The sequence below is a fragment of the Sphingomonas sp. genome (assembly GCF_035910975.1).
In the GTDB taxonomy this organism is placed as follows: domain Bacteria; phylum Pseudomonadota; class Alphaproteobacteria; order Sphingomonadales; family Sphingomonadaceae; genus Sphingomonas.
Window position 1 is genome coordinate 73431 of the sequence record NZ_JAMHWM010000039.1, and the last position, 26425, is coordinate 99855.

Below are 26425 nucleotides of genomic sequence, written 5' to 3' on the forward strand. Positions count from 1 at the left end.
CCGCGACGGGCCGCGCGCGCCCATAGCCGGGCACGCCCACGTGGCGCAAATCGCTTGGGGCGAACCATGGTTGCATTACGCGACGATTTCATGACGGAAATATCCGCGATGACCGCCCGCCATATCCTCACCTGCGCCCAGACGCTCGACGGCGGCGGGGTCGAACGCGCGATGTTGCGGCTGGCGACGCGCTGGGCCGCGGCCGGACGGCGGGTGACGATCGTGATCGGCTGCGCCGACGGGCCGTTGGCCGACGAACTGCCCGACGGCGCAGAGACGATCGTCCTCGGGCATCGCGGCTATGGCGCGCTCGCCCGCGCGATCCCGGCGATCGTCGAGGACCGCGCGCCCGACGCGGTCTTCTGCCCCGGCAATCATTACACCGGCGTCGCCGCATGGACGCGGCTGAGGCTGGGCCGGCGCTGTCCGCCGACGATAGCGAAACTGTCCAATACGCTCCATCGCGCCGACCACGGGCCGGTCGCGCGCGCCGTGTATCGCGCCTGGCTGCGCGCGCACCCACGCTTCTGCGATGCCGTGGTGGCGATGAGTGCGGCGATGGCGGCGGAAGCGGCGCGCCACCTGCACCTTCCGCCCGATCGAATCGCGGTGATCGCCAACCCGCCCGCGATGCCGCGCGCCGATGCCCTGCCGGTCGCGCTTCCGACCGGTCGCTACCTGCTCGGCGTCGGGCGGCTGGCGGCGCAGAAGCGCTGGGACCGCGCGATCGTGGCGCTGGCCGCCATCGCCGACCGCGACATTCCGCTGGTGATCCTGGGCGAAGGCCCGGAGCGCGCGACGCTGGAGGCGCTCGCCGCACGGGTCGGCGTCGCGCAACGGCTGCTGCTGCCGGGCCATGCCGGCGATCCGCTGCCGGTGATGGCCGGCGCCGCCGCGCTGGTGCTGACGTCGGACTTTGAAGGCGTGCCGGGCGTGCTGCGCGAGGCGCTGTCGGTCGGCACACCAGTGGTGACGACCGATTCGAGTGTCGCGATTCCCGAAATCGTGACGACGCCGGCACTGGGCAGTATCGTGCCGCGCGACGACGCGGCGGCGCTGGCGGCGGCGATCGATCACTGGCTGGCGCCCGGTCGCGCGCGCCCCGCCCCGGTCAGCGCCGGCGGCGATCCGGCGGCGGACTATCTGGCGCTGTTCGACGTGCTTTCGGCCGCATCCTGATCTTCGGCGGTGCGTTCGCCGCGACGCTCCAGCGCGGCCTTGACCATCGCGGTGATCGGATCGGCGAGCGCCAGCCCCAGGATGCCGAACAGCGCGCTCGCCAGAATCTGCGTGCCCAGCGTCAGCGCGGGCGGCATGTCGACCGTCTTCTTCGCGACCAGCGGGATCAGCACATAGCCGTCGAAGGTCTGGACGATGAAATAGGTGGCGATCGCCCAGATGCCGGTCTCGAAGCCGGCGGAAAAGCCCACCGCGACCATCAGCACGCCGGAGATGAACGCGCCGATATTGGGGATGAAGGCGAGCAGGCCGGTCAGGATGCCGAGGATCAGCGCCATCGGCACCCCGCCCATCATCAGCGCCAGCCAGGTGAGGATTCCTTCGGCCACCATGCCCAGAATGCGCCCCGCGAGCAGCCGGCGCAGGGTGAAGCCCATCCGCCGCAGCGTGACGGCGAATTCCTCGCGGTGCGCCTGCGGAATCATCCATTGCAGCCCGCGTTCGTAGACGCGCGGGTCCATCGCGACGAACAGGCCGATCACCAGGATCATGAACAGCGTGGTGAGCGCGCCGAGCGCGGTGCCGACCCAGCTTGTCAGCCGACCGACCGAGCTCATCGCCTGCTGCGCGAGGCCGGTGAAATCGTCCGCCGCCGGCATCAGCCCGTGCGCGGTCGCCCAGCTGGTGACGCGCACCGCCTGCGATTCGAGCGTCGCGCGCAGCTGGTTGACCTGTTCGGCGACCTGGACGCCGGTCAGGTAGAAGGTGCCGGTCAGGAATGCGACTGTCAGCAGGCAGACGATCAGGAGCCGCCACCCGCGCCCGATCGGCAGCACGCGCCCGAGCAGCCGGACGCCGCCGTCGAGCATCGCCGCGAACACCAGCCCCGCCAGGATGATGAGCAGCGGCTGGATCAGGAGAACGACCAGCGCGAGGCCGGACGCCATGCCGAGCCACACCGCGGCGCGCTTGATTTCCTCGCGCGTCGCGGGATCGCGGACCTCGTTGGGGCTGGCGCCGTCGATGACGGGGATGCGCTGGCTGCCGTCGCGAACCGAGACGTCGCCCGGATCGGCCGTGTCGGTCACTGCGCGTCCCGTTGCGGATGGAGCGACAGGCCGGCGCGCCCCGAACGGAACGAGCGCGGCCAGCTGAGCGGATTGAGCGTCGCTGATCCGTCGAGCGAGAAGGTGATGAATTCGGCGCGCCCGCCGATATTCTCCCACGGCACCGCGCCGCCCAGCCCCAGTTCCTGCACCGAAAAGCGGCTGTCCGACGAATTGTCGCGATTGTCGCCCATCAGAAAGACGTGCTTCGCGGGCACGACATAGGGACCGAAATTGTCGCCAGGCGAGCCCGTTACGCTGTCGATCGTGTCATAGGATCGCCCACCGGGCAGCGTTTCGCGATAGATCGGCAGGCTGCAATGGTCGCGCCCGTCGCCGCCCGGCACCAGCGTGTCGCCGAACCCGTTGCAGCGGTTGTTGGGATCGACCGCGATCAGCCGCTCGCCCATCGCGCGGCGCGGCACCGGGCGACCGTTGAGCCAGATGACGCCGCCGCGCACCTGGATGCGATCGCCCGGCAGGCCGATCACCCGCTTGATATAGTCGGTGCGCGTGCCCGGCGGCGTCACGATCACCACGTCGCCACGCTCGGGCAGCGATCCGAACAGGCGCCCCCGCACGAACGGCATCAGGTGAAAGGTCGGGGTGACGAACGAATAGCCATAGGGAAACTTCGTCACGACCAGCCGGTCGCCGACCAGCAGGCCGGGCATCATCGATTCGGACGGGATGTAGAAGGGCTTGGCGACGAAGCTGTGGAAGCCGAGCACCGCGAGCACCAGCCAGACGAGCCCCTTTACCTCGGCCCACCAGTCCGTCCCGCGCGGCTTGGCGGTGGTCGCGGTGTCGTCCGGACGCTCGACGGCGACCTCCTCAGCCATGATTCGGGATCGCCTCAATGATGACGAAGGCCTGCGCCCAGGGATGGTCGTCGGTCAGGGTCAGGTGCACCTTCGCGAGGTGGCCCTCGGGGATCATGGCGTCAAGCCTCGCCTTCGCGCCGCCGGTCAGCGCCAGCGTCGGCGCGCCGGACGGCGCGTTGACCACGCCGATGTCCTTCATGAAGACGCCGCGTTTGAACCCGGTCCCGACCGCCTTTGAGAATGCCTCCTTGGCGGCGAAGCGCTTGGCCAGCGTCCCTGCCTTGGTGAACGGCCGCCGATCCGCCCGCGCCCGCTCGGCATCGGTGAACACCCGCGCTTCGAACCGCGCGCCGAACCGGTCGAGCGACGCCTGGATACGTTCGATGTTGCAGAGATCGGAGCCGAGGCCGATGATCATCGGGGAATTCCTCCCCCAGCTTGCTGGGGGAGGGGGACCGCCGAAGGCGGTGGAGGGGCGGCGCGGCACGCGCCGTACTCCCCAAGCCCCTCCACCATCGCTGCGCGATGGTCCCCCTCCCCGAGACAAGCTCGGGGAGGAATTGCGAAGCCCCTCACCGCGCCGCATCCATCAGGTCGCGCATCCGGCGGACCACAGGGGCAAGGCCGTCGAAGATCGCCTCGCCGATCAGGAAATGGCCGATGTTGAGTTCGGCGAGCTGCGGGATGGCTGCAATCGGCTGGACATTGTCAAAGGTGAGGCCGTGGCCGGCGTGGACCTCGATTCCGTTCTTGGCAGCGAGCGCGGCGGCGTCGGCGATGCGGCGCAACTCCTCCGTCTGGGCCTCGCCCGACAGTTCGGCATAGCGGCCGGTGTGGAGTTCGACGACCGGCGCGCCGAGGAGCACCGCCGCCGCGATCTGCGCGGGATCGGGTTCGATGAACAGGCTGACGCGCACATGCGCCTCGCCCAGCGCACGGACCATCGGCGCCAGGTGGTTGTGCTGGCCGGCGGCGTCGAGCCCGCCCTCGGTGGTGCGTTCCTCGCGCTTCTCGGGCACGATGCAGGCGGCGTGCGGGCGGTGGCGCAGCGCGATGGCGAGCATCTCGTCGGTCGCCGCCATCTCCAGGTTGAGCGGGATCGGCAGTCCGTCGGAAAGGCGCGCGATATCGTCGTCGGTGATGTGGCGCCGGTCCTCGCGCAGGTGCGCGGTGATGCCGTCGGCGCCCGCCTCCGCCGCCAGGAACGCCGCGCGCACCGGATCGGGATAGCCGCTGCCGCGCGCGTTGCGCACGGTCGCGACATGATCGATGTTGACCCCCAGGCGCAGATGCCCCCCCATCACGCCGCCGCCCGGCTGCCGGGCTTGATCGCGGGGATGGCCGCGAGTTCCGGCGGCAGCGCGTCGGCGGCATAGCTCGGCACATCGAGGCGGATCAGCGAGTAGAAGGGCACGTCGAATCGCGCCGCGCCGTTCGAGCGATCGACCAGCGCCGCCGCCGCGACCACATCGCCCCCCGCCGCCGCGATCGCCTTCATCGCCTCTCGCGACGACAGCCCGGTGGTGACGACATCCTCCATCATCAGCACGCGCGTGCCCGGCGTCAGGGCGAAGCCGCGGCGCAGCTCGAACACCCCGGTCGGCCGTTCGACGAACATCGCCGGCACACCCAGTGCGCGGCCCATCTCGTGCCCGGCGATCACCCCGCCCATCGCGGGGGATACCACCGCCTCGATCCGCAAAGCGGCGGGCAGCGTCGCCGCCAGCGCCTCGGCCAGCCGGGCGGCGCGGCGTGGGTCCATCAGCACCCGGGCGCATTGCAGGTAGCGGGGCGATCGGAGCCCCGACGACAGGATGAAATGGCCCTCCAGCAGCGCCTCGGCCGCGCGGAATTCGTCGAGCACCTGGTCCTCGGTCATGGCGCCTCGCATAGGGTCGGCGGATCGCCGCTGCAACACGGTGGTGAAAAAGCGATGCTCGACCGGCTTGAGACTGGGGCATCCCCCGCGTATAGGCCAGCTGCAACGGGCTTTTAGGGGCCGCGCGGCGCGTACTTGTCTCGCCCGCACGAACAGGGACTTTGCTCACCGAGATGCGCATGACTGGTCTGAAGTCGATCCTCGCCGCCGCCGGGCTGGCGCTCGCCGGCACGGCCGCGCTCGCCGCGGCCCCCGCGACCACCGCAGCCCCGGCGTCCGCCGCCGCCGTTCCGGCAACGCCACCCTCGGCCACCGCGCCCGAGGCGGCACCGGCGCTCGCCGCCGCACCGGCCGCGACTCCGGCCGATCCGACGCTGGCCGCCGACGGCACGCCGCTGGTGCGCCCCGTCGAGCATGTCGGCCAGCCGTCCGACCGGTGGCTGGGCATCCAGACCCAGGTCACCAAGACGGGCGAGACCGCGCGCTGGTTCCACGACGCGATCCTGGTGCCGCTGATCGTGGCGATCTCGGTCTTCGTCCTGATCCTGCTGCTGTGGGTGGTGTTCCGCTATCGCGCCTCCGCCAACCCCGTGCCGTCGAAGACCAGCCACAACACCTTCATCGAAGTGGTGTGGACGCTGGTGCCGGTGCTGATCCTGGTGGCGATCGCCGTCCCGTCGATCCGCCTGCTCGCCGCGCAGTACAAGCCCGCCCCGGCCGGCGCCGTGACGCTGAAAGCGGTCGGCAACCAGTGGTACTGGACCTACGAATATCCCGATCACGGCGGCGTCGCGATCACCGCGAACATGCTGAAGGAAAAGAACGAGGTACCCTCCGGCACCCGCTTCCGCACCGACGCCGACGGCCCTCGCCTGCTGGCGGCCGACAACCGCGTCGTCCTGCCGGTCGGGGTGCCGATCCGACTGCTGGCCACGGCCGCCGACGTGATCCACAGCTGGGCGATCCCGGCGTTCTGGATCAAGCTGGACGCGGTGCCGGGCCGGATCAACGAGACGACCTTCACCATCGAGAAGCCGGGCCTGTATTTCGGCCAGTGCTCCGAACTCTGCGGCGCGCGCCATGCCTATATGCCGATCGCGGTGGAGGCGGTGAGCCCCGAACAGTTCGCGGCATGGGTCGCGGCCAAGGGTGGCACGATGCCCGGCGCGGCGACGCCGTCGGCCGCGGGCGTGCCGCAGCCCGGCTCGGACGCCGCCGACGATACCACGACGCCGGCCGCCGCCGCCGTCCCCGGCAACGCCTCGGGCGCGCTGGTCAATGCGACCGAAGCCCCCGCCACCTCCAATCAGGCCGCCACGGCCAACGCCGGAAACTGATCGATGACCGATACCGCGCTCTCCCCGTCCGCCTTCGACGCACACGGTCACGACACGCATCACCATGATGCCGATCACAAGCCCGGCTTCTTCGCCCGCTGGTTCCTGTCGACGAACCACAAGGACATCGGCACGCTCTACCTGATCTTCGCGATCCTGGCGGGCGTGATCGGCGGCGCGATTTCCGGCCTGATGCGGGCCGAACTGATGCATCCTGGCATCCAGTATCTGCCCGAATGGCTGGCGATGATGCCGGGCCACGCCAACCCGACGTTCGACGACGCGCTCCACTTCTGGAACGTGCTCATCACCGCCCACGGCCTCATCATGGTGTTCTTCATGGTGATGCCGGCGATCATCGGCGGGTTCGGCAACTGGTTCGTGCCGATCATGATCGGCGCGCCGGACATGGCTTTCCCGCGGATGAACAACATCAGCCTGTGGCTGCTGACGCCGGCGTTCATCCTGCTGCTCGCCTCGCCCTTCTTCGGCGGCGCCGGCACCGGCTGGACGGTCTATGCCCCGCTTTCCACCTATGGCGAGCCCGGCCCGGCGGTCGACATGGCGATCCTGTCGCTTCACCTCGCGGGCGCATCGTCGATCCTCGGCGCGATCAACTTCATCACCACCATCTTCAACATGCGCGCGCCGGGCATGACGCTGCACAAGATGCCGTTGTTCGTGTGGTCGGTGCTGGTCACCGCCTTCCTGCTGCTGCTCGCGCTGCCGGTGCTGGCCGCCGCCATCACCATGCTGCTGACCGACCGCAACTTCGGGACGACGTTCTTCGACCCGGCCGGCGGCGGCAACCCGGTGCTGTACCAGCATCTGTTCTGGTTCTTCGGTCACCCCGAAGTGTACATCATGATCCTGCCGGGCTTCGGCATCGTCAGCCAGATCATCGCGACGTTCAGCCGCAAGCCGGTGTTCGGCTATCTCGGCATGGCCTATGCCATGGTCGCGATCGGCGTGGTCGGCTTCGTCGTCTGGGCGCACCACATGTTCACCACCGGCCTTTCGGTGAACACCAAGATGTACTTCACAGCGGCGACGATGGTCATCGCGGTGCCGACCGGCATCAAGATCTTCTCGTGGATCGCGACGATGTGGGGCGGCTCGCTGCGCTTCCCGACCCCGATGGTCTGGGCGATCGGCTTCATCTTCATGTTCACCGTTGGCGGCGTGACCGGCGTCGTCCTGGCGAACGGTGGTGTCGACGATTACATGCACGACACCTATTATGTCGTTGCCCACTTCCACTATGTGCTGTCGCTGGGCGCGGTGTTCGCGCTGTTTGCCGGCTTCACCTACTGGTTCCCCAAGATGTCGGGCCGAATGATGAGCGAGGCGCTGGGGCAGCTTCACTTCTGGATGTTCTTCATCGGCGTGAACGTGCTGTTCTTCCCGATGCACTTCCTCGGCCTGCAGGGCATGCCGCGGCGCTATCCGGACTATCCGGACGCCTATGCGCACTACAACGAGGTCGCGACCTGGGGCTATATGATCATGGCCGCCAGCATGGTGATCTTCTTCGTCAACGTCTTCTGGTCGCTGTTCGCGGGCAAGAAGGCGGCGGACAATCCCTGGGGCGAAGGCGCAACGACGCTCGAGTGGACGCTCAGTTCGCCGCCGCCGTACCACCAGTTCGAGACGCTGCCGAAGGTCGACTGACCGCGGCGCGTCCTCGCTGACCACCAAATGCTCACGCCCCGGCAGCGATGCCGGGGCGTTTGTCTGTCCGGCGGAACCGAAAGCCGCGGCTCAGTGGCCGCGACAGGCCAGCGCTTCGAGGATGTCCTCGATCCGCGCGGCATCGCCTGCCGCGATCACATCGCCTCTGCTGCCGGCGTGGAGCGGATCGCCCGCCCAGTCGCACATCACCCCGCCGGCTCCCTCCACGACCGGCACCAGCGCGGCGAAATCATGAAGCTTGAGCCCGCTCTCGACCACGATATCGAGGTGGCCGGAAGCGAGGCAGGCGTAGTTGTAGCAGTCGCCGCCCAGCACGGTCGATCGCACCGCCGCGTCGAGATGTTCGAAGGCGTGCAGTTCGTCGTCGGCGAACAGTGCGGGGGACGTGGTGGCGAGCAGGGCATCGGCCAGCGCCCGGCAGCGGCGGGTCGCGGCCGGCCGGCCGTTGAATTCGGTCGTGCGCCCGGCGACGCCGACCCAGCGTTCCTTCAGGATCGGCTGGTCGATGATCCCCAGCACCGGAAAACCGCCGTCGACCAGCGCGATCAGCGTGCCGAAGATCGGCCGCCCGGCGATGAACGCGCGGGTGCCGTCGATCGGATCGAGCACCCAGTGGCGCCCGCTTGCACCCTCGCTCGCGCCCTCCTCCTCGCCGATGATGCCGTCGCGCGGCGCCTCGGCGGCGAGCAGGCGGCGCATCGCGGCTTCCGCCGCAGTGTCGGCCAGGGTTACCGGTGAGGCATCGGCCTTTATCTCCAGCCCGTGCTCGGCGCGGAAATAGGGACGGATCGCCGCACCCGCCGCATCGGCGAGGGCATGGGCAAGCGCGAGATCGGCGGCGGACACGGGCATCGCCGGCGACTAGCGCGTCGGCCCGGCCGGGGCTAGGCTAAGCCCAGTTTTTCCATCGAAAGGCCATGCCCATGCGCCCGTTCCTCGCCGTTGCCGCCGTCGCCCTTGTCGCCGTCCCCGCCGCCGCGGCGCTCGCGCCGGGCAGCCGCGCGCCGACCTTCCACACGCGCGGCGCGCTGGCCGGCAAGGTCGTCGACGTCAACCTTGCCAGCCTGCTGCGCAAGGGGCCGGTCGTCCTCTATTTCTTCCCCGCCGCCGGCACCAAGGGCTGCAATGCCGAGGCCAAGGCCTTTGCCGACGCGGTGCCGCAGTTCGCCGCGGCCGGGGCGACGGTGCTGGGCATGTCAGGCGATTCGGTGGAGGTGCTGCGCGAGTTTTCGACCCAGGAATGCGCCGGCAAGTTCACCGTCGCCAGCGCCGGACCGCGCGTCGTGAAGGGATATGACGTCGCCTTCGGCCGCCAGATCAAGACGCCCTCGGGCGCGATGATCAATGCCACACGCCGGGTCAGCTACGTCATCGATCGCGGCGGCCACATCGTCTACGCCCACGACGACCCGCGCCCCGACGCCCATGTCACCAGCACTCTCGACGCCGTTCGCGCGCTACGCCGTGGGTAGGTCGCAAACCGATTTTTAGGGGATCGCGGTTAGCTTCGCCCCCGTAACGAAACCGGCACCGCGAAGGGCGCGGGCCGACTTTGGAACGGGGATCGACGATGGCGAGCGCGGCACGAGCGGATTCGACCGGCACCTTATCGCGGCGCCTGTTCGCCCGGATCGGGGAATTTCTGGAGGATCAGCGGCTCGACCCGGATCCCGCCAACTACGCCTTCGCGCACGCCATCCTAAACCATCCCGACGGACCGCTGGCGCGGACCGTCGCGCGGCTTACCGATGGCGGCGTGCGACTGACGCTGAAGGACATCGAGACGCTGGGCTGCGACGTCTCGACCGGGAGCACGTCCGCCGCGGATAGTGAGCAGGGCGGTGGCGCCGAAGCACTGGTCGCGCGGACCCAGATGCAGGTCGAAGGCTTCGAGGATGTCGTGCAGGGCCTGCGTGCCCATACCCAGGGCTTCGGTCGCGATCTCGCCGCCGGGGCCGACGCGCTCCGCCGCAGTCGCGCCGACGCCGGCGCTTCCGACGATGCGCTCGACGAAGTCGCGCGGATCACCGCGGCGATGGTCGAGCGCGTCCATGTCGCGGAAACCGAGCTCGAACGTGCGACGCGCGAGACGGCCGAGTTGCGCGAGAAGCTGGAAGAGGCACGCGACAACGCCCGCCGCGATCCGCTGACCGACCTGCCCAATCGCCGTGCGTTCGAGGAAGCTTTCGACGCGAAGACGGCTGCCGGCGAGACCTTGTGGCTGGCGGTCTGCGACGTCGATCACTTCAAGTCGGTCAACGACCGGTTCGGCCATGCGGTGGGCGATCGCGTGCTGAAGGCGATCGGTTCCGAGCTGGCGCGGACGTGCGAAGGCCATCTGGTCGCGCGCTATGGCGGTGAGGAGTTCATCGTGCTGTTCAGCGGATTCGACGGCGCCGCCGCGCGATCGATGCTCGAAAACGCGCGCTGCGCGATCGAGGCCAAGCGCTACAAGCTGCGGGAAACCGACGCCCCGTTGGGCGCCGTCACCGTCTCCGCCGGCCTGGCGCTGGCCGCGTCGGGTGAAAGCGCGCGCGGGGTGTTCCAGCGCGCCGATGCCCTGCTGTACAAAGCCAAGAGCGACGGGCGGAACTGCGTCCGCGTCGGCTGAGGCACAATCGACGACGTATTTACCCAAGGATTGGTATTATTCACCTGATCCAGTTGGTGCATTTTCCGATACTATTCGCAGATATTGTATAATATCAGTGACTTCTGAATTTGGCACGCCCCGTGCAATTCCCTTTGCATCGGCGCCGGACGATCCGGCCGCCAGAATGAAAAGGGAAATACGTCATGATCGCCACCTTCGGAAACGCCCAGCGCTCGGCCCTCGCCTTCGTCGGCGCGCTGTTCTTCACCGCCGTCCTCGTCGTCGCCTCGTCGCCGGTCGTCGTCGCCTGAACGGGCGCCGCGCCGGTCACGGCGCCTCACGAAAAGGGTCAATCCAATGCTTCGCTCCTTCGCCATCGCCTCGCTGTCGTTCGCGGCCACCGTGCTGCTCGTGATCGGCAGCTCCTCGCCGGGGCCGGGCTTCATCGCCTGACCCCCCGGCGGCGCCCGACGCGGACGATTGCCGCCCGGCCCTGCCTGTGCGTACAGTTCCGCGTCATCCGGGAGGGCGCCGATACATGCCGCAGACCATTGACCGCTTCCGATCCTCGACCTGGGGCTGGCTGCGCGGAACGCTCGCCGGCTGGGCCACCCTGTTGCTCTGCCTTGTCGGGGTGGGCCTGATCATCATCGCGATCAAGTGGATCGCCAACCTAGCCACCACCTATGAGGTGACCGACGACCGGCTGATCCTGCACCGCGGCATCATCAGAAAATCGATCGACGAGATCGAGCTCTATCGCGTCAAGGACGTGCGAATCGATTTCAGCCTGGTCAATCAATGGGCCGATATCGGCACCATCACGATCACCTCGTCAGACGAGACCACTCGCTCCGGCCCGCTGGAGATCCGCGATGTCGAACGCGCCCGCGATCGCCGCGAACAGCTTCGCGCGCTGGTCAACGCCGCCCGCAAGGCGCGCGGCGTGCGCGAGATCGACATGATCCACGAGGATATCTGACGCCCCCGCGCGTCAGCCAATCACTCGACAAGCCGCAGTCCGCGCAGGGCACGAGCGCGCGCCACGTCGCGTTCCACCACCGCGGATGTCAGCCGGCCGATCAGCCGAGTCGCCTGGCGCCAGGGCGTCTCCACCCGCGTGCGCTGACGCGTCCCCGCCAGCCGCTGGCTGCCCCATGACGCGACCAGTGCATCGGCCGAACCGTCGCCGCGCCCGTCGAGCACCACCGACGCGAACGGCAGGCGCACGTCGGGCGACGCGAACAGGGCACCGCCGGGACGATCCGCCGAAGCATCGGCCGGGTCGATCAGCACCGCGCCGGCGACGCGATCGACATAGTGCCGGGGCGACAGCCGCGCCCACCACGACGTCGCGACACAGCCAAGCCCCTCCGCCACCAGCAGCACCGCGCGGTCGGCGCGCAGCACCGCATCATCGAGCCGCGCGGCCCAGATCGCACGCTCGTCGGCCCCCTCAACCTCCAGCGCGAGGTGGTCGTCGCCCAGCCGTGGCCAGTGCAGCCGGCTGGTCCATGCCGGAGCGCGGCCGTTACCCTCGGCGATCGTGATGATCGAGAAGCGGCGGGGATCGCCGGCAATCGCGATGGACATGGACAGCCTCCCAAGGATCGTCGCCCTATACTCGCACAGGCGAACCCATCAGGCAGCCATCAGGTGCCGACAGAGAATCTTGGGGCCGCGAAAGCCCGGCTTCGGATCAGCGCGCGAGGGTGGGGAAGGCGGCGCGAAATGCCGCGACCTTTGGCGCATCCCAGCGGACGATATAGGGGTGCGACGGATTGCGGCGGGCGAAATCCTGATGCTGCGCCTCCGCCGGGTAGAATTGGCCATGTTCGATCCGGGTGGCGATCGGCCGCGCGAACCGGCCGGTTCGGTCGAGCTGGACGATATAGGCGGCGGCGACCGTGCGCTGCGCCGCCGTCTGCGGGAAGATCGCCGAGCGATAGCTGGGACCGCTGTCGGGATACTGGCCATCGACCTGGGTGGGGTCATGCGCGACCGAGAAGAAGATGCGCAGCAGCGTGCCGTAGCTGATGGTGCGGGGATCGAACACGATGCGCACCGCCTCCGCATGACGGGTGCGTTCGGACGAGACCTGGGCATAGGTCGCGGTGTCCTTGGTGCCGCCCGCATAGCCGCTGGTGACCGAGGCCACGCCCCTGACTCCTTCGAACACCGCCTCGACGCCCCAGAAGCATCCACCGGCGAACACCGCGGTCTGCGGGCTGGCGGGGTCGCGCACATCCTGGGCGGGGGCGGGGATCACCACGGCCCGCTCGGCATGACCAGGCGCCACGAAAGCCAGCGCGGCGACGGCGGCGAGCGGCAGGGCAAGGATCGGCTTCGGCATCATGCCGACGATATGGGGTGCGGGGTCGGCGATTGCGCCCCCGCTCGCGCGATCAGCGGCTGGCGGCGGAGGCGGCGGGGATGACTGCGGTTTCGTCCGCCTTGACGGCCTGCACGGAAACGAGCGCGACCGCACCGATCGCAAAGCCGCCCAGGAACAGGCGGAGGAAACTGGGCTTGGCCTTGGCCGTCATGGTCTTGGGTCCGGTCATGATGCGCGGATGCCTTCGCACACGCGGAAAATTGTTGCCACTGACAAGCTTGGTCAGATCGGAAAGGCTGCGTTTCCCGATGTGAACGACGATGCGACCGGCGGCTTTAACCGCCGATGATCGGGCCGTTCATCTGCGGGCCAGCCTTTAGCGGAGCGCCGCGCAGGCTTCCTGGATGCGGCTGCACGCCTCGGTCAGCACGTCTTCCGACGTCGCGTAGCTGATCCGCATCGCCGGGGAGAGCCCGAATGCGGCGCCGTGCACAGCCGCGACGCGCGCGTCGTCGAGGAAATAGCCGATCAGATCCTCGTCGCTCGCGATCAGCTTGCCCTTGGGCGTGGTCTTGCCGATCGTGCCCGACACGTCCGGGTAGACGTAAAAGGCACCCTCGGGCCGCGGGCAGGAGATGCCGGTCGCCTGATTGAGCATCGAGACGACGAGATCGCGGCGCGACTGGAAGGCGGCGGCGCGTTCCTTCAGGAAATCCTGCGGGCCATTGAGTGCCGCGACGGCGGCCGCCTGCGCGATCGAGCAGGGGTTGCTGGTCGATTGCGACTGGAGCTTGGCAATCGCCTTGACGAGCCACGGCGCGCCGGCCGCGAAACCGATCCGCCAGCCGGTCATCGCATAGGCCTTGGAACAGCCGTTGACGGTGAGCGTGCGGGGATAGAGATCCGGGCACACCTCGGCGATCGTACGGAAACGGAAGCCGTCATAGGTGATGTGCTCGTACATGTCGTCGGCGAACACCCAGACGTGGGGATGGCGCATCAGCACCTCGCCCAGCGCCTTCAGCTCGTCCTCGCTGTAGGCGGCGCCGGTCGGATTCGACGGCGAATTGAGGATCACCCACTTGGTGCGCGGCGTGATCGCCGCCTCGAGCTGTTCGGGACGCAGCTTGTAGCCCTGCGCGACACCCGCCTCGACGAACACCGGCGTGCCGCCCGCGAACTGCACGACATCGGGGTAGCTGACCCAATAGGGCGCCGGCACGATCACCTCGTCACCTGCGTCGATCGTCGCCACGAAGGCGTTGAACAGCGTGTGCTTGCCGCCGACGTTTACCGTCACCTGATCGGTCGTGTAGGTCAGGTTGTTGTCGCGCGCGAACTTGTCGACGATCGCCTGCTTCAACTCCTGCGTGCCATCGACGTTGGTATATTTGGTCTTGCCCTGACGGATCGCCTCGATCGCGGCGTCCTTGACGAAATCGGGCGTGTCGAAATCGGGCTCGCCGGCGCCGAGCCCGATCACGTCGATCCCCTGGCGCTTCAACTCGAACACACGGCTCGTCATCGCGAGCGTGGCGGAAGGCTGGATGCGGCCGAGCGCGGCGGAGGGATGCATGAGACGATGTCCGGCTGTGAGGGAACGCCGCAGCCCTTAGACCCGCAGGCGGCGGTTTCGCAATCGCAACATTTGTTACGGCTTGCCCAACTTGCGATGTGGGCCGGCAGGCCTATTCCGGCGTCACCTCGATCGCGATCGCGCCGCTGGGCGACAGCAGCAGCCGGACCTGCGCCGCGCCGCGCAGCCGGAAGGTGGCCGCCTGCAGATCGTTGCGCACGTCGTGGCGGTCGAAGGCATAGCCGAGCGCTTCCGCGCGATCCTTCAGCGTTGCCAGATGCGCGTCGATATCCAGGATGCCGATCATCGGATCGAACGCCATCGTCGCGACCAGATCGGCGGGGCGGGGGGGCGCGGCATCGTCCATCGGCGGCCGGCATGGCGTGCCCTGCGCTTCACGGCAAGCCCGTTGCCGCCATCCCGCCGTCAAGCTAGGCAAGCCCCAGGACTTTTCCGGGGGACAATCATGCGCTTGCTGCTCGCCGCCTCTTTCCTCGCCACCACCGCCCTGCCCGCCGCGGCCCAGTTGCCGGTGCCCGCCGCGATCACCGCCGACGGCGTGCCCGCGCTGCCGGCCAGCCTCGCCGAGGCATTGCGCCCCTATTCGGAAAGCCGCGGCGCATCGCCGGTCGCGTGGAATCCGGTCGACAGGTCGCTCATCATCACCACGCGCTTCGCCAATGTGAACCAGCTGCACAGCGTGACCGGCCCGATGATGGATCGCCGCCAGATCACCTTCGAGGCCGACCGGACGAGCTCGCTCACCTATTCGCCGTCGGGCGACGTGTCCGTTGTGCAGAAGGATGTCGGCGGGGGCGAGTTCTTCCAGCTCTTTACTCTGAAGGACGGCCGGCTGACCCTGCTGACCGACGGCAAGAGCCGCAACAGCCTGGGCGGCTTCACCCGCGACGGCACGCTGATCGGCTATACCTCGACCAAGCGGACGGGCGCGGACAACGACATCTACGTCATGGATCCGCGCAACCCCGGCTCGGCCCGGATGGTGGCCGAGGTCAAGGGCGGCGGCTGGGGCCTCGTCGGCTTCTCGCCCGACGGCAAGCGCGGACTGGTCGGCAACTATACCTCGATCCAGAAGAGCGACCTTTACGACCTAGATCTGGCGACGGGCAGGATGACCCCGCTCAGCGACCTCAAGGCGGCAGTGTCCTACGCGCATGCCGAATATGCCCCCGACGGGACGCTGTGGGTGCTGAGCGACGAGGGGTCGGACTTCCAGCGGCTCGGCATCCTTAAGGACGGCAAGTTCACCGCCGTCGCACCCGAGGCGAAATGGGATGTCGATGCCTTCCGCATCGCCGATGACGGCAGCTTCATTGCCTATCTGGTCAACGAGGCGGGGCGCAGCCGCCTCAAGCTGCTCGATACGAAGACGCGCGCGGTGCGCACCGCAGAACTCCCGGCGGGCGTCGCCGGCGGGCTGGAAATCGCACCGTGGGGCGCGGTGGCGTTCGGCTTCAGCAGCCCGCGCGTGTCGGGTGACGCCTTCGTGCTCGATCCCGCGACGATGAAGGTGACGCAGTGGACCGCGAGCGAGACGGGCGGTTTGGACCCCAGGAAGAACGTCGATGCCGAGCTGGTGACGGTCAGGAGCTTCGACGGCGAGGAGGTGTCGGGATTCCTGTTCCGGCCCGACCCGGCGAAGTTCCCCGGCAAGCGCCCGTTGTTGTTCGATATCCACGGCGGGCCGGAGGGACAGAGCTTCCCGTCCTATCGCGGTTCCGCCAACTATATGCTCAACGAACTGGGCATCGCGATCTTCTACCCCAACGTCCGCGGCTCGACCGGCTATGGCAAGCGCTTCGTCAGCCTCGACAACGGACCCTTCAAGCGAGAGGATTCGGTGAAGGATATCGGCGCCTTCCTCGATCATTTCGCCAAGGACGGCACGATAGACTCGGCGAAGATCGGCGTGCAGGGCGGCAGCTATGGCGGGTATATGTGCTACGCCAGCGCGATCCGTTACGGCGCGCGGCTGAAGGGCGCGAACTGCATCGTCGCGATCTCCAGCTTCGTGACCTTCCTGGAGAACACGCAGAGCTATCGCCGCGACCTGCGCCGTGTCGAATATGGCGACGAGCGCGATCCCAAACAGCGGGCCAAGCTGATCGAGATCTCGCCGATGACGCGGGTGAACGAACTGCGCATCCCGCTGATGGTGGTGACCGGCGCCAACGATCCGCGCGTGCCCGCGAGCGAGGCCGATCAGGTCGTCAAGGCCGTCCGCGCGAACGGCGGCACAGCCTGGCACATCCTGGCCGCCGACGAGGGCCACGGCTTCGCCAAGAAGGAAAACCGCGACTATCAGAATTACGCGACGCTCTATTTCTGGCAGGCGAACCTGTTGGGACAGCCGCCGAAATGACCGAGGCCCCGCTCAAGGCGACGATCATCCCGGTCACGCCGCTCCAGCAGAACTGCACTTTGCTGTGGTGCACCGCGACCAGCCGCGCGGCGGTGATCGATCCGGGTGGCGACCTGCCAAAGATCGAGGCGGCGATCGCCCAGGCTGGGGTGACGGTCGAAAAGATCCTCGTCACCCACGGCCATGCCGATCATTGCGGCGAGGCGGGAACGCTTGCGAAACGCCTGGGCGTGCCGATCGAAGGCCCGCACGAGGCCGATCGCTACTGGCTCGCGCGGCTGGAGGATGATTGCCGGAAATGGGGCCTGCGGGGCGAGGCGTTCGAACCCGATCGCTGGCTCGACGACGGCGAACAGGTGACCGTCGGCGACCTGACACTCGACGTCTATCTCTGTCCGGGCCACACGCCGGGCCATGTCGTGTTCCACCATCCGCCCTCCAGGCTGGCGGTGGTTGGCGACGTGATCTTCCAGGGCTCGGTCGGGCGCACCGACTTTCCGATGAGCGACCCTGACGCGCTGATCGAGGCGATCGTCACGAAACTTTGGCCGCTGGGCGATGATACCGTCTTCCTGCCGGGCCATGGCGGCGTGTCCAGCTTCGGGCGCGAGCGCGCGCACAACCCGTTTGTCGGCGACGCGGCACTGGCCGGAAGGTGAAGCGGCGCGAGGTCCTGGCGGGCGCCGGGCTGCTCGCCGCGGTCGGATGGCTGCCGGCGTGGGCGCGGAGCGGGACGCAGGGCGTGCCCAGCGTTTCGGGAACCGACATCGACCTGCGCATCGCGCACCAGATGCTGACGGTCGACGGGCGCGAGAGCCATGCGATCGGCATCAACGGCACGGTGCCGGGGCCGCTGATCCGGCTGCGCGAGGGCACGAAGGTCCGGCTCAACGTGCGCAACGAGCTGGACGAGGACAGCTCGATCCACTGGCACGGGCTGCTGCTGCCGTTTCAGATGGACGGCGTGCCGGGCGTCAGCTTCCCCGGCATCGCGCCGCGCAGCACCTTCGCTTACGAATTCCCGATCGTCCAGGCCGGCACCTACTGGTATCACAGCCATTCGGGGTTGCAGGAGCAGATGGGCCATTACGGCCCGATCGTGATCGACCCCGCGGGCGCCGATCCGGTCGGCTACGACCGCGAGCACGTGATCGTGCTGTCCGACTTCAGCCGGCTGCATCCCCACGCCATCTATCGCAACCTCAAGATGATGGGCGGCTATTTCAACCGCCGGAAACAGACGCTCGCCGACCAGCTGCGCGGAGAGGGGCAGTCGGCGAAGGAACGGCTGGCCTGGGGCGCGATGCGGATGGACCCCACAGACATCGCCGACGTGACCGGCGCGGCCTATACCTACCTCGTCAATGGGCATGGACCCGAGGACAACTGGACCGCGATGTTTTCGCCCGGCGAGCGGGTCCGGCTGCGCGTCGTGAACGCCTCCGCCATGACGACCTTCAACTTGCGCATCCCCGGCCTGCCGCTGACGGTGGTGCAGGCGGACGGGCTGAACGTGCGGCCGGTGACGGTGGACGAACTGCAGATCGCGGTGGCGGAAACCTACGACCTGATCGTGACCCCGGCGGAGGACCGCGCCTATACGCTGGTCGGCGAGAGCGTCGATCGGTCGGGGATGGCACGCGCGACGCTGGCGCCGGGTATGGGGATGCGCGCCGACGTCCCGCCCTTGCGCAAGCGCCCGCTGGCGACGATGCGCGACATGGGCATGGGCGGCATGGATCACGTTGCGATGGGACACGCCGCCGCGCCGGCCGCCGCCTGTCCGCCCGAACATGCCGCGATGGGGCATTGCAGCCCTTTGCCGGCCGCGACGTCGCAACCGGCAGCGGCGATGGATCATTCGATGCGCGACTTCGCGGTCGCGCCGGGCGTGGCGAAGACGCCGACCGTCCAGACGATCTCGCCGATGCCCGCCGACCGGATGGGCGATCCGGGGCAGGGGTTAGACGACGTCGGCCACCGCGTGCTGACCTATCGCGACCTGGTGGCGCTGGAGCGCAATCCCGACGTCCGCGCGCCGGGGCGGGCGATGCGCATCCACCTGACCGGCAACATGGAACGTTACATGTGGGCGTTCGACGGGGTGAAGCTGAACGAGGTTACGGCGCCGATCCCGTTCACGGAAGGCGAGCGCGTGCGGGTGACGCTGGTCAACGACACGATGATGACCCATCCGATCCACCTGCACGGCCATTTCTTCGAACTGGTGACGGGCCACGGCGACCATGCGCCGCGCAAACATACCCTGAACGTCCAGCCGGGCGGCACCGCGACCTTCGATTTCACCGCCGACGCGGTCGGCGACTGGGCCTTCCACTGCCACATGCTCTACCACATGCACGCGGGCATGATGCAGGTGGTGACCGTGCGGCCCAGGGGCACGGCATGATCGTCGGCCTCGCGATGATGCTTGCCGTCGCACAGGCGCACCACGGCCATCATGCACCGGCGCCCAGGCCGGCGGCGAAGCCCGCACCCAAGGCGAAGCCGAAGCCCCGGCCCGCCGCGCCGCGCCGCGCACCGGCGGCGCGGACGGCGAACCCGCATGCAGGACATGCAATGCCCGGCGCGGCGCCCGATCCGCATGCGGGGCACGTCATGCCCGCTGCGCCCGCGGCCGATCCGCACGCCGGCCACGTGATGCCCCAGGCGGCAGTGGATGCCCACGCCGGGCATGCGATGCCGGCCGGCCCGTCGGGCACCGCACTGCCGGTCGGCGATGCGCCCGCGCCGCCGGCGGTGCCGGCGACCTATGCCGATCGCGTGTGGGGCGCGGCGGCGATGGCGGCATCGCGCGGGCATCTGGCGCATCACCACGGCGGCCAGAGTTTCGCGCAATTGATCGTCGACCGCGCAGAAGCGAGAATCCACGACGGGCGCGACGGCTACGCCTGGGACGGTGAATTCTGGTATGGCGGCGATCTGAACCGGATCGTCGCGAAATCCGAAGGCGAAGGCAGCTTCGGCGGTGGTGCCTATGCTGACGTCCAGCTGCTGTGGTCGCGCGCGATCGACCCCTATTTCGACCTGCAGGCCGGTATCCGTCAGGACATCGCTCGCGGCCCGTCGCGCACCCACCTCGTTGTCGGCGTCGAAGGCCTGGCGCCCTATTGGATCGAGGTCGAGGCGGTAGCCTTCCTGTCGCACAAGGGCGAAGTATCGGCGAAGATCGAGACGCATTACGACCAGCGCATAACCCAGGCGCTGATCCTCCAGCCGCGCGCCGAAATCGCGCTGGCCGCGCAGGACAGCCCGGCGATCGGCGTCGGTGCGGGCCTGACGAAGGTGGAGGCCGGGCTACGCCTGCGGTACGAAATCACTCGCGAATTCGCACCCTATGTCGGCCTGGCGTGGGAGCGAAAGCTGGGCCGGACCGCACGGTACGCCCGATCGGCCGGCGACGATATCGGCAGCGCCAGCTTCGTCGCCGGCGTGCGCTTCTGGTTTTGATCCAGGAGCCGGGACCAAACACCCGGTCGGCATCCACGTAATTCGCTCTGCGGCCAACCCGATTGACCTCTCGCGCCCGAGCGGCTCTGTTGCCCGCCGATGTTGGCCGACATGGAGTTCAAGGGCGTCTGGCGCGACTATCAGGCGCGGGTCCTGGTCGACATGGACGGTCATCTGGACGACGGCCGGGTCCATATCGTCGCGGCACCCGGATCGGGCAAGACGGTTCTGGGGCTTGAGCTGATGCGGCGGATCGGCCGCGCCACGCTGATCCTGGCGCCCAGCCTCACCATCCGCAATCAGTGGCGCGAACGCCTGTTCCCGCTGTTCCTGGACGACCCGCACGGCTGGGACGCGCATATCTCCACAGAGATCGACGCGCCCGCGACGATGACGATCGCCACCTGTCAGGCGCTGCATGCCGTCCATGGCCAGGGGACGGACCGCTTCGAGGCCGTGATAGCGAGGCTGAATGCGCGCGGCCCTGTCACGCTGATCGTCGATGAGGCCCATCACCTCCGCCGCGAATGGTGGAGCGCGCTCGTCGCGTTGCGCAAGCGTCTCGACGACGCGGTGCTCGTCGCGCTGACGGCGACCCCCCCTTATGATGCGCCATTCGCCGAATGGTCGCGCTACGAGGATCTGTGCGGCCCGATCGACAGCGAGATCTCGGTGCCGGAACTTGTCCGCAACGGCGATCTCTGCGCGCATCAGGACCATGTCCTGCTGTCCCGCCCGCGGCATGACGAACTGGAATTGCTGGTCGCGAGGCGCGGCGCGATCGAGACGATGACAGCAGGCATGATCGCCGATCCTGACCTGATCGACTGCGTTGCCGCGCACCCGTGGCTGACCGAGCCGGACGCGCATGAAGGCGAGTTGCTCGACCGGCCCGAATATCTGACGGCGATGATGATCCTGATCCATGCGGGCGGACGGACGATTCCACCGGCAGCGACCGATCTGCTCGGGATCGACGGCGCCGCACTGCCGGCGCTGACCTCGACCTGGCTCGAGCGGCTGTTCCAGGGGCTGATCGACGAGCCGCGCAGCAAAGCGGCTCTGGGAACCGAACGCTGGACTGCGCTGCGCGGCGCGCTCGACGGGCTGGGGCTGATCGAGAACGGGCGTGTCACGCTGGCGGAGACCAGGGCCATCTTCGCCACCACCGTCGGCAGCATCGCCAAGCTGGACAGCATCGTGGAGATCGCGCGGGCAGAGGAGGAGTCGCTGGGCGACGGGCTGCGCCTCGTCATCCTGTCCGATCGCGTGCGCGCGAGCGAATTGCCGCGGCGCCAGGACGCGCCCTTCACGCCGGTGAAGCTGGGGGTCGTCCCGATTTTCGAGACCCTGCGGCGGGCGGGAATCGGACCCGACGCACTCGCGGTGCTGACCGGCACGCTGGTGATCCTGCCGGCAACCACCGTCGACACCCTTGCCATCGCGGCGAAGGCGGAACGGATCGACCCCGCGACCCTGCGCCATCGCCCGATTGCCGCCTGTCCCGGCCATGTGATCGTGGAGGCAGGCGGCGCGACCGCGCAGAGGCTGGTCGGCTTGGTGACCCGGCTGTTCCAGGATGGCGCGATCCGCGTTCTGGTCGGCACGCAGGCGCTGCTCGGCGAGGGGTGGGACGCGCCGGCCATCAACAGTCTGATCCTGGCGAGCAACGCCGGGTCGTACATGTCGTCGAACCAGATGCGCGGACGCGCCATCCGTATCGATCCGGTGCGGCCGGGCAAGGTCGCGGCGATCTGGCACCTTGCGACGGTCATTCCGGGCGCCGACGCCCAAACCGGGGACATGACGCTGCTGGCGCGCCGTTTCGACGCGTTCGAGGGGATCGGGAACTCGGACGGCATGATGATCGAGAACGGCATCGACCGCCTCGGCATCGACCCCGCGACCCCGCCGGAGGAGGAGAATGCCCGGACGCTGGCGCGCGCGCGCGATCGTACCGCGATTGCCGAGAAATGGCGCCGGTCGCTGGGCGGCGCGACCGAGCGCAGCCATGTCCGCCGCGTCGCCGAGGCGAATTACGCGCCGCGCGCCCTGGCATGGCGCGACACGCTTCAGGCGCTGGTCCTATCGGGGATCGGCGGCGGGGCCCTGTCCGCCGCGGGCGCCGTCCGTCATCTGGCCGGCGCCGGCACGCTGACCACAATGCTGATGGCGCTTTGCGGCGCGACGTTCCTCTACTCGCTGCCCGGCCTGTCCCGCGCGGCGATGCTGTGGTGGCGCAACGGCACGCTGGAGCGAAGCCTGCATCAGGTCGCGATGGCTCTGATCGCCGGCCTGCATCATGCCGGAGCGCTGGCACGCGACCAAACCGGCTATACCATTCTGGTCGTCCCGGCCGTGACCGGTCGATACGAAATCATCCTCGACGGCGCGAGCCGCGCGGAGGAACGCGCGTTCCTGGGCGCGCTGGCCGAAGTGCTCGGCCCGGTCCAGAATCCCCGCTATCTGCTCGTGCGCGAAAGTCACCTGTGGGGCAGGCGTCGCGCCGACTATCACGCCGTCCCCTCGCTGCTCGGCGCCCGCAAGGATACCGCCGACCATTTTCACCGGCTGTGGGAGCGCCATGTCGGCGGCTCCGCCCTCATCTACACCCGCACGCAGGCCGGTCGCCGCGTGCTGCTGCGCGCGCGGGTCAATTCCTTCGCGGCCGGCATGCAGCGGGTGTTCCAGCGACGGTCGGTATGGATGTGATACAGGTCGGCGACCGTTGGGCCTCGCCCGGAACGCCGTCCGCGCGGCTTCAGCGGCTCCAGCGCGCGAAGATCGCGGTCGGCAGCACCAGCCCGCGCGCTTCCTCGCGAACGCCCAGTTCGCCGCACTCGACCGTGCCGGGCAGGTCGGCGAAAGCCTGGCGGACGAGTTCGCCGATCGCCAGAGCCGACATGCGCACCGCATAGACGGTCAGGAACAGGAACCGCGATTCGGCATCCAGCAGGCGGCGGCAGTCGGCGATCAGATCGGGCAGCCCTTCCTCCAGCTTCCACACCTCGCCGTTGGGCCCGCGGCCCCACTTCGGCGGATCGAGGATGATGCCGTCGTAGCGGCGCTCACGCCGTACCTCGCGGCTCACGAACTTGCCGGCGTCCTCGACCAGCCAGCGCACCGGCCGGTCGGCCATGCCGGAAAGCGCGGCGTTGGCCCGCGCGGCGTCGACCGATTTCTTCGACGCATCGACATGCACCATGTGCGCACCCGCCGCCGACAACGCCAGCGTGCCGACGCCGGTATAGCCGAACAGGTTGAGGCACTCGGGGTCGCCGGCGTTCCCGGGCGCGCCGTCCAGCATTCCCCGCATCCAGTCCCACACCGGTGCCATGTCGGGGAAGAACCCCAGGTGGCGGAACGGGGTGTTGCTGGCGGTGAAGGTCACCTCGCGCCAATGCAGCGGCCAGCCTTCGCGCGGCACCTGGCGGTCGAAATGCCAGCGCCCGCCGCCGTCTTCATCGGCGCCGGGGATGAACTCGCCGTCGGCGTCCCACGCCTTGTCGGCGGGCGCCCACAGCGCCTGCGGCTCGGGGCGGATGAAGCGGAACCGGCCGTAGCGTTCCAGTTTGCGGCCATGCCCCGAATCGATCAGGCCGTAGTCGGCCCAGGGTTCGCCGATCAGGGTGATCGGGGTCATCCCCGCGCCACCGCCCGTTCGGCGATGTAGGCGCTGACGGCGTCGAAGGTCGCGTCGAGCGTCGCGAAACGCTCCTCACGCTCGAACAGATCGCCGACCCGACCCGGCAGCGACGGGCGGAGACCGGTCGCCCGCTCTACCGCGTCACGGAACTTGGCCGGATGCGCCGTCGCGAGCGTCACCACCGGCACGTCGGCCGGCAGGTCCGCGCGGCGCGCCGCGGCGAGGCCGATCGCGCTGTGCGGATCGATCACCTGGCCGGCGTGTTCATGCGCCCACAGCATCGTCGCCGACATCTCGCCCGGCTCGATCCGGTCGCTGGCGAACAGCGCCGCCGCGCCTTCGGCCTGGGCGTTGGTCAGGCGCATCGCCTTCGATGCCTCGAACCCGCGCATCTGCGTGGCCAGCGCGGGGCCGTCGCGGCCGGCGAGGTCGAACAGCAGCCGCTCGAAGTTGGAGCTGACCTGGATGTCCATGCTGGGCGCCGCCGTTGGCGTGACGGTGCCCGTCGAATAATCGCCGGCGCTGAGCGCGCGGTGCAGGATGTCGTTAACGTTGGTTGCGACGATCAGCTTCGCGATCGGCAGGCCCATCCTGGCCGCGACATAGCCGGCGAACACGTCGCCGAAATTGCCGGTCGGCACCGAAAAGGCGATCGGCCGATCGGGCGCCCCCAGCCGGACGGCGGCGTAGAAATAATAGACCACCTGCGCCATCAGCCGCGCCCAGTTGATCGAATTCACCGCGCTCAGCGAAAAGCGGCCCGAGAAATCCGCGTCGTTGAACATCGCCTTCACCAGCGCCTGGGCCTGGTCGAAATCGCCGCGGATCGCGATGTTGTGGACGTTGGGCGCCAGCACCGTCGTCATCTGCCGTCGCTGGACGTCGCTGACCCGGCCGAGCGGGTGGAGCATGAAGATGTCGACATGCTCGCGGCCCGCCACCGCGTCGATCGCCGCCGAACCGGTATCGCCGCTGGTCGCGCCGACGATCGTCAGGTGGCGGTCGCCGCCTGTCAGGAAGCGTTCGAACAGCAGCCCGAGGAACTGGAGCGCGACGTCCTTGAACGCCAGCGTCGGCCCGTGGAACAGTTCGAGCAGGAAATGGCGCTGGTCGAGCTGGATCAGCGGCGTGACCGCGGCGTGGCTGAACCGGCCATAGGCCGTTTCGCACATCGCGCGCAGCTCGTCCGGGGTGAGCGTGTCGCCGACGAACGGCGCCATGATCCGCGCCGCGGTTTCGGCATAGGACAGGCCGGCGAGGCCCGCGATTTCATCGCGGCTCAGGCCGGGCCATGCCTCGGGAACATAGAGGCCGCCGTCGCTCGCGAGCCCGGCGAGGGTCGCGTCACGGAAATCGAGGATCGGGGCGGAGCCGCGGGTGCTGACGTAGCGCATGGAAGCGCCGCCTAGCCGCCGCGCTCGCGCGCGGCAAGAAAGCTTAGCTTGATGGCGTCGTGCGGCGGCGCAGCGCCAGCCCGTAGATCACCAGTGCGATGCCGGCGAACAGGAACCACTGGACGGCGTAGCTCAGATGGTTGTTGGGGACAGAGCGCCAGTCGGGCGTGCCGTTGGCGGTCAGGCCGACGGGCGGGGTTTCGGCGACGAGCAGCAGCGTCTTCGGCTCGCGATCGAACAGCGTCGCGATCAACGGCCGGGCATCGGGCGCGTGGCTGAGTCGGCCGCTGACCAGGCCGCCATCCCACCGGATCGTCAGCTTTGGATTGCGGGTCGTGCCAAGCTGGACCAGCTCTCCGCCGGCGCAGGTGGCGATCAGCCGGTAGCCGGCGCCGCCCGCCCCGGCGCTCGCGATCGTCACCGGCGCGTGACAGTCGAGCGTGGTGCGGCGAAACAACAAGGCGTCGTCGGCGCGGCCGGGAAAGGCGATGGCCGGCAGCGTGGGATTGCGGGCGAGCAGCGCGAGTTCGGCCTGTTTCTCCGGCAGGCGGACGGCGAGCTGCCAGACGCCGAGCGCGATCATCGCGGCGACGGCCAGGCCGACCAGGATCGTCGGGATCACGGGCAGGCGGCGCGTCACGGCCGGCGATCGACGATGCGGCCCTCGCGGGCGGCGTTGCGATATTCGGCGGCGATCAGCGCGCCCTTGGCCAGCCGCAGGCCGCCCAGCACGCCGGCCAGCACCACCGGCGGCCAGATCAGGACATGGATCCACCACACCGGCTCGGCCGCGAGTTCGAGCGTGACGGCAAGGATCGTCACGGCGGCGCCCACGCCCAGCGTCAGGAACGCCGCCGGCCCGTCGCCGACATTGAAAGCGGCGAAATCGAGCCCGCAGGCGCTGCAACGGTCGCGGAAACCGACGCTGCTCTTGAAAAGGGTCCGCGCCCCGCAGCGTGGACACAGACCCTTTGCAGCCGCCTCGGCCAGGCCGGGCGATGTCACGGCAG

The 26425-nt window shown here is 68.8% G+C and carries 26 protein-coding genes; 11 read left to right on the forward strand and 15 right to left on the reverse strand.

Annotated elements, in window-relative coordinates; translation table 11 throughout:
* Nucleotides 1-108: 108 nt before the first annotated feature.
* Complete coding sequence (locus tag VYI76_RS13630) at nucleotides 109-1179, forward strand: glycosyltransferase (protein ID WP_326525344.1); 1071 nt, start codon at nucleotides 109-111, stop codon at nucleotides 1177-1179.
* On the opposite strand, the gene VYI76_RS13635 is transcribed toward VYI76_RS13630, so the two are convergent.
* From VYI76_RS13635 to pyrE, 5 genes are all read right to left on the reverse strand, one after another.
* On the reverse strand, nucleotides 1140-2267 hold the full coding sequence (locus VYI76_RS13635) for an AI-2E family transporter (RefSeq protein WP_443018966.1): 1128 nt from the start codon (nucleotides 2265-2267) through the stop codon (nucleotides 1140-1142). The two genes, VYI76_RS13630 and VYI76_RS13635, sit on opposite strands and share 40 nt — an antisense overlap.
* Nucleotides 2264-3127 carry a signal peptidase I gene (lepB, locus tag VYI76_RS13640; RefSeq protein WP_326525345.1) on the reverse strand — a complete coding sequence of 288 codons (864 nt, stop codon included), beginning with the start codon at nucleotides 3125-3127 and terminating at the stop codon, nucleotides 2264-2266. Before lepB ends, VYI76_RS13635 begins: the two co-directional genes overlap by 4 nt.
* Nucleotides 3120-3527, reverse strand: coding sequence for a holo-ACP synthase (acpS, locus tag VYI76_RS13645; protein ID WP_326525723.1), 408 nt, complete (start codon nucleotides 3525-3527; stop codon nucleotides 3120-3122). The genes lepB and acpS overlap by 8 nt, the downstream gene beginning before the upstream one ends.
* Nucleotides 3528-3681: 154 nt before the next feature.
* Nucleotides 3682-4410, reverse strand: coding sequence for a pyridoxine 5'-phosphate synthase (locus VYI76_RS13650; RefSeq protein WP_326525346.1), 729 nt, complete (start codon nucleotides 4408-4410; stop codon nucleotides 3682-3684).
* Nucleotides 4410-4988 (reverse strand): orotate phosphoribosyltransferase, encoded by a 579-nt coding sequence (pyrE, locus tag VYI76_RS13655; RefSeq protein ID WP_326525347.1) that lies wholly within the window; start codon nucleotides 4986-4988, stop codon nucleotides 4410-4412. The genes VYI76_RS13650 and pyrE overlap by 1 nt, the downstream gene beginning before the upstream one ends.
* Before the next feature lie 179 nt (nucleotides 4989-5167).
* On the opposite strand from pyrE, the gene coxB reads away from it, so the two are divergent.
* Together coxB and ctaD are read left to right on the forward strand one after the other, a co-directional pair.
* Complete coding sequence (coxB, locus tag VYI76_RS13660; protein ID WP_326525348.1) at nucleotides 5168-6325, forward strand: cytochrome c oxidase subunit II; 1158 nt, start codon at nucleotides 5168-5170, stop codon at nucleotides 6323-6325.
* Between the two features lie 3 nt (nucleotides 6326-6328).
* Complete coding sequence (gene ctaD, locus VYI76_RS13665; RefSeq protein ID WP_326525349.1) at nucleotides 6329-7996, forward strand: cytochrome c oxidase subunit I; 1668 nt, start codon at nucleotides 6329-6331, stop codon at nucleotides 7994-7996.
* A 90-nt stretch (nucleotides 7997-8086) separates the two neighbouring features.
* Here the strand turns inward: ctaD and hisN are convergent, their stop codons facing one another.
* On the reverse strand, nucleotides 8087-8869 hold the full coding sequence (hisN, locus tag VYI76_RS13670) for a histidinol-phosphatase (protein WP_326525350.1): 783 nt from the start codon (nucleotides 8867-8869) through the stop codon (nucleotides 8087-8089).
* Between the two features lie 71 nt (nucleotides 8870-8940).
* Here hisN and VYI76_RS13675 point away from each other — a divergent pair, with 71 nt between their 5' ends.
* From VYI76_RS13675 to VYI76_RS13685, 3 genes are all read left to right on the forward strand, one after another.
* Nucleotides 8941-9489, forward strand: a complete 549-nt coding sequence (locus VYI76_RS13675; RefSeq protein WP_326525724.1) for a peroxiredoxin — start codon at nucleotides 8941-8943, stop codon at nucleotides 9487-9489.
* A 98-nt stretch (nucleotides 9490-9587) separates the two neighbouring features.
* On the forward strand, nucleotides 9588-10628 hold the full coding sequence (locus tag VYI76_RS13680) for a GGDEF domain-containing protein (RefSeq protein WP_326525351.1): 1041 nt from the start codon (nucleotides 9588-9590) through the stop codon (nucleotides 10626-10628).
* Between the two features lie 520 nt (nucleotides 10629-11148).
* Entirely contained in the window at nucleotides 11149-11592 is a 444-nt protein-coding gene (locus tag VYI76_RS13685; protein WP_326525352.1) for a PH domain-containing protein, read from the forward strand.
* Between the two features lie 20 nt (nucleotides 11593-11612).
* Here VYI76_RS13685 and VYI76_RS13690 read toward each other — a convergent pair whose 3' ends face one another.
* The 5 genes from VYI76_RS13690 to VYI76_RS13710 all read right to left on the reverse strand — a co-directional run bounded on the left by VYI76_RS13690 (nucleotide 11613) and on the right by VYI76_RS13710 (nucleotide 14888).
* Nucleotides 11613-12203, reverse strand: coding sequence for an alpha/beta hydrolase (locus tag VYI76_RS13690; protein WP_326525353.1), 591 nt, complete (start codon nucleotides 12201-12203; stop codon nucleotides 11613-11615).
* Between the two features lie 106 nt (nucleotides 12204-12309).
* Nucleotides 12310-12963 (reverse strand): peptide-methionine (S)-S-oxide reductase MsrA, encoded by a 654-nt coding sequence (gene msrA, locus VYI76_RS13695; protein ID WP_326525725.1) that lies wholly within the window; start codon nucleotides 12961-12963, stop codon nucleotides 12310-12312.
* A 52-nt stretch (nucleotides 12964-13015) separates the two neighbouring features.
* Complete coding sequence (locus VYI76_RS13700; protein ID WP_326525354.1) at nucleotides 13016-13174, reverse strand: hypothetical protein; 159 nt, start codon at nucleotides 13172-13174, stop codon at nucleotides 13016-13018.
* Nucleotides 13175-13321: 147 nt separating this feature from the next.
* Nucleotides 13322-14521, reverse strand: coding sequence for a pyridoxal phosphate-dependent aminotransferase (locus VYI76_RS13705; RefSeq protein WP_326525355.1), 1200 nt, complete (start codon nucleotides 14519-14521; stop codon nucleotides 13322-13324).
* A gap of 112 nt (nucleotides 14522-14633) precedes the next feature.
* Nucleotides 14634-14888 carry a hypothetical protein gene (locus tag VYI76_RS13710; protein WP_326525356.1) on the reverse strand — a complete coding sequence of 85 codons (255 nt, stop codon included), beginning with the start codon at nucleotides 14886-14888 and terminating at the stop codon, nucleotides 14634-14636.
* Nucleotides 14889-14987: 99 nt separating this feature from the next.
* Here VYI76_RS13710 and VYI76_RS13715 point away from each other — a divergent pair, with 99 nt between their 5' ends.
* From VYI76_RS13715 to VYI76_RS13735, 5 genes are all read left to right on the forward strand, one after another.
* Nucleotides 14988-16904, forward strand: a complete 1917-nt coding sequence (locus VYI76_RS13715) for a S9 family peptidase (protein ID WP_326525357.1) — start codon at nucleotides 14988-14990, stop codon at nucleotides 16902-16904.
* On the forward strand, nucleotides 16901-17563 hold the full coding sequence (locus VYI76_RS13720; RefSeq protein ID WP_326525358.1) for an MBL fold metallo-hydrolase: 663 nt from the start codon (nucleotides 16901-16903) through the stop codon (nucleotides 17561-17563). Before VYI76_RS13715 ends, VYI76_RS13720 begins: the two co-directional genes overlap by 4 nt.
* Nucleotides 17560-19314, forward strand: a complete 1755-nt coding sequence (locus VYI76_RS13725; protein WP_326525359.1) for a copper resistance system multicopper oxidase — start codon at nucleotides 17560-17562, stop codon at nucleotides 19312-19314. Before VYI76_RS13720 ends, VYI76_RS13725 begins: the two co-directional genes overlap by 4 nt.
* The gene (locus tag VYI76_RS13730; RefSeq protein ID WP_326525360.1) at nucleotides 19311-20375 is read left to right on the forward strand and encodes a copper resistance protein B; all 1065 of its coding nucleotides are present in this window, start codon (nucleotides 19311-19313) and stop codon (nucleotides 20373-20375) included. The genes VYI76_RS13725 and VYI76_RS13730 overlap by 4 nt, the downstream gene beginning before the upstream one ends.
* Before the next feature lie 111 nt (nucleotides 20376-20486).
* Entirely contained in the window at nucleotides 20487-23087 is a 2601-nt protein-coding gene (locus tag VYI76_RS13735) for a DEAD/DEAH box helicase family protein (protein ID WP_326525361.1), read from the forward strand.
* Nucleotides 23088-23136: 49 nt separating this feature from the next.
* Here the strand turns inward: VYI76_RS13735 and VYI76_RS13740 are convergent, their stop codons facing one another.
* From VYI76_RS13740 to VYI76_RS13755, 4 genes are read right to left on the reverse strand one after another with little or no spacing between them, the layout of a single operon-like run.
* A complete protein-coding gene (locus tag VYI76_RS13740; protein WP_326525362.1) occupies nucleotides 23137-24018 on the reverse strand; it encodes a class I SAM-dependent methyltransferase in 882 nt (293 codons plus the stop codon).
* Nucleotides 24015-25415 (reverse strand): threonine synthase, encoded by a 1401-nt coding sequence (thrC, locus tag VYI76_RS13745; protein ID WP_326525363.1) that lies wholly within the window; start codon nucleotides 25413-25415, stop codon nucleotides 24015-24017. The genes VYI76_RS13740 and thrC overlap by 4 nt, the downstream gene beginning before the upstream one ends.
* A gap of 43 nt (nucleotides 25416-25458) precedes the next feature.
* The gene (locus VYI76_RS13750; RefSeq protein WP_326525364.1) at nucleotides 25459-26055 is read right to left on the reverse strand and encodes an SURF1 family cytochrome oxidase biogenesis protein; all 597 of its coding nucleotides are present in this window, start codon (nucleotides 26053-26055) and stop codon (nucleotides 25459-25461) included.
* A complete protein-coding gene (locus VYI76_RS13755; protein WP_326525365.1) occupies nucleotides 26052-26420 on the reverse strand; it encodes a DUF983 domain-containing protein in 369 nt (122 codons plus the stop codon). The genes VYI76_RS13750 and VYI76_RS13755 overlap by 4 nt, the downstream gene beginning before the upstream one ends.
* Nucleotides 26421-26425 lie beyond the last annotated feature (5 nt).

Coding starts and splice junctions, on each gene's coding strand:
- VYI76_RS13630 (WP_326525344.1), top strand. CDS start 109: ATGACCGCCCGCCATATCCTCACCTGCGCCCAGACGCTCGACGGCGGC.
- lepB (WP_326525345.1), bottom strand. CDS start 3,127: ATGGCTGAGGAGGTCGCCGTCGAGCGTCCGGACGACACCGCGACCACC.
- acpS (WP_326525723.1), bottom strand. CDS start 3,527: ATGATCATCGGCCTCGGCTCCGATCTCTGCAACATCGAACGTATCCAG.
- VYI76_RS13650 (WP_326525346.1), bottom strand. CDS start 4,410: ATGGGGGGGCATCTGCGCCTGGGGGTCAACATCGATCATGTCGCGACC.
- pyrE (WP_326525347.1), bottom strand. CDS start 4,988: ATGACCGAGGACCAGGTGCTCGACGAATTCCGCGCGGCCGAGGCGCTG.
- coxB (WP_326525348.1), top strand. CDS start 5,168: ATGACTGGTCTGAAGTCGATCCTCGCCGCCGCCGGGCTGGCGCTCGCC.
- ctaD (WP_326525349.1), top strand. CDS start 6,329: ATGACCGATACCGCGCTCTCCCCGTCCGCCTTCGACGCACACGGTCAC.
- hisN (WP_326525350.1), bottom strand. CDS start 8,869: ATGCCCGTGTCCGCCGCCGATCTCGCGCTTGCCCATGCCCTCGCCGAT.
- VYI76_RS13675 (WP_326525724.1), top strand. CDS start 8,941: ATGCGCCCGTTCCTCGCCGTTGCCGCCGTCGCCCTTGTCGCCGTCCCC.
- VYI76_RS13680 (WP_326525351.1), top strand. CDS start 9,588: ATGGCGAGCGCGGCACGAGCGGATTCGACCGGCACCTTATCGCGGCGC.
- VYI76_RS13685 (WP_326525352.1), top strand. CDS start 11,149: ATGCCGCAGACCATTGACCGCTTCCGATCCTCGACCTGGGGCTGGCTG.
- VYI76_RS13690 (WP_326525353.1), bottom strand. CDS start 12,203: ATGTCCATCGCGATTGCCGGCGATCCCCGCCGCTTCTCGATCATCACG.
- msrA (WP_326525725.1), bottom strand. CDS start 12,963: ATGCCGAAGCCGATCCTTGCCCTGCCGCTCGCCGCCGTCGCCGCGCTG.
- VYI76_RS13700 (WP_326525354.1), bottom strand. CDS start 13,174: ATGACCGGACCCAAGACCATGACGGCCAAGGCCAAGCCCAGTTTCCTC.
- VYI76_RS13705 (WP_326525355.1), bottom strand. CDS start 14,521: ATGCATCCCTCCGCCGCGCTCGGCCGCATCCAGCCTTCCGCCACGCTC.
- VYI76_RS13710 (WP_326525356.1), bottom strand. CDS start 14,888: ATGGACGATGCCGCGCCCCCCCGCCCCGCCGATCTGGTCGCGACGATG.
- VYI76_RS13715 (WP_326525357.1), top strand. CDS start 14,988: ATGCGCTTGCTGCTCGCCGCCTCTTTCCTCGCCACCACCGCCCTGCCC.
- VYI76_RS13720 (WP_326525358.1), top strand. CDS start 16,901: ATGACCGAGGCCCCGCTCAAGGCGACGATCATCCCGGTCACGCCGCTC.
- VYI76_RS13730 (WP_326525360.1), top strand. CDS start 19,311: ATGATCGTCGGCCTCGCGATGATGCTTGCCGTCGCACAGGCGCACCAC.
- VYI76_RS13735 (WP_326525361.1), top strand. CDS start 20,487: ATGGAGTTCAAGGGCGTCTGGCGCGACTATCAGGCGCGGGTCCTGGTC.
- VYI76_RS13740 (WP_326525362.1), bottom strand. CDS start 24,018: ATGACCCCGATCACCCTGATCGGCGAACCCTGGGCCGACTACGGCCTG.
- thrC (WP_326525363.1), bottom strand. CDS start 25,415: ATGCGCTACGTCAGCACCCGCGGCTCCGCCCCGATCCTCGATTTCCGT.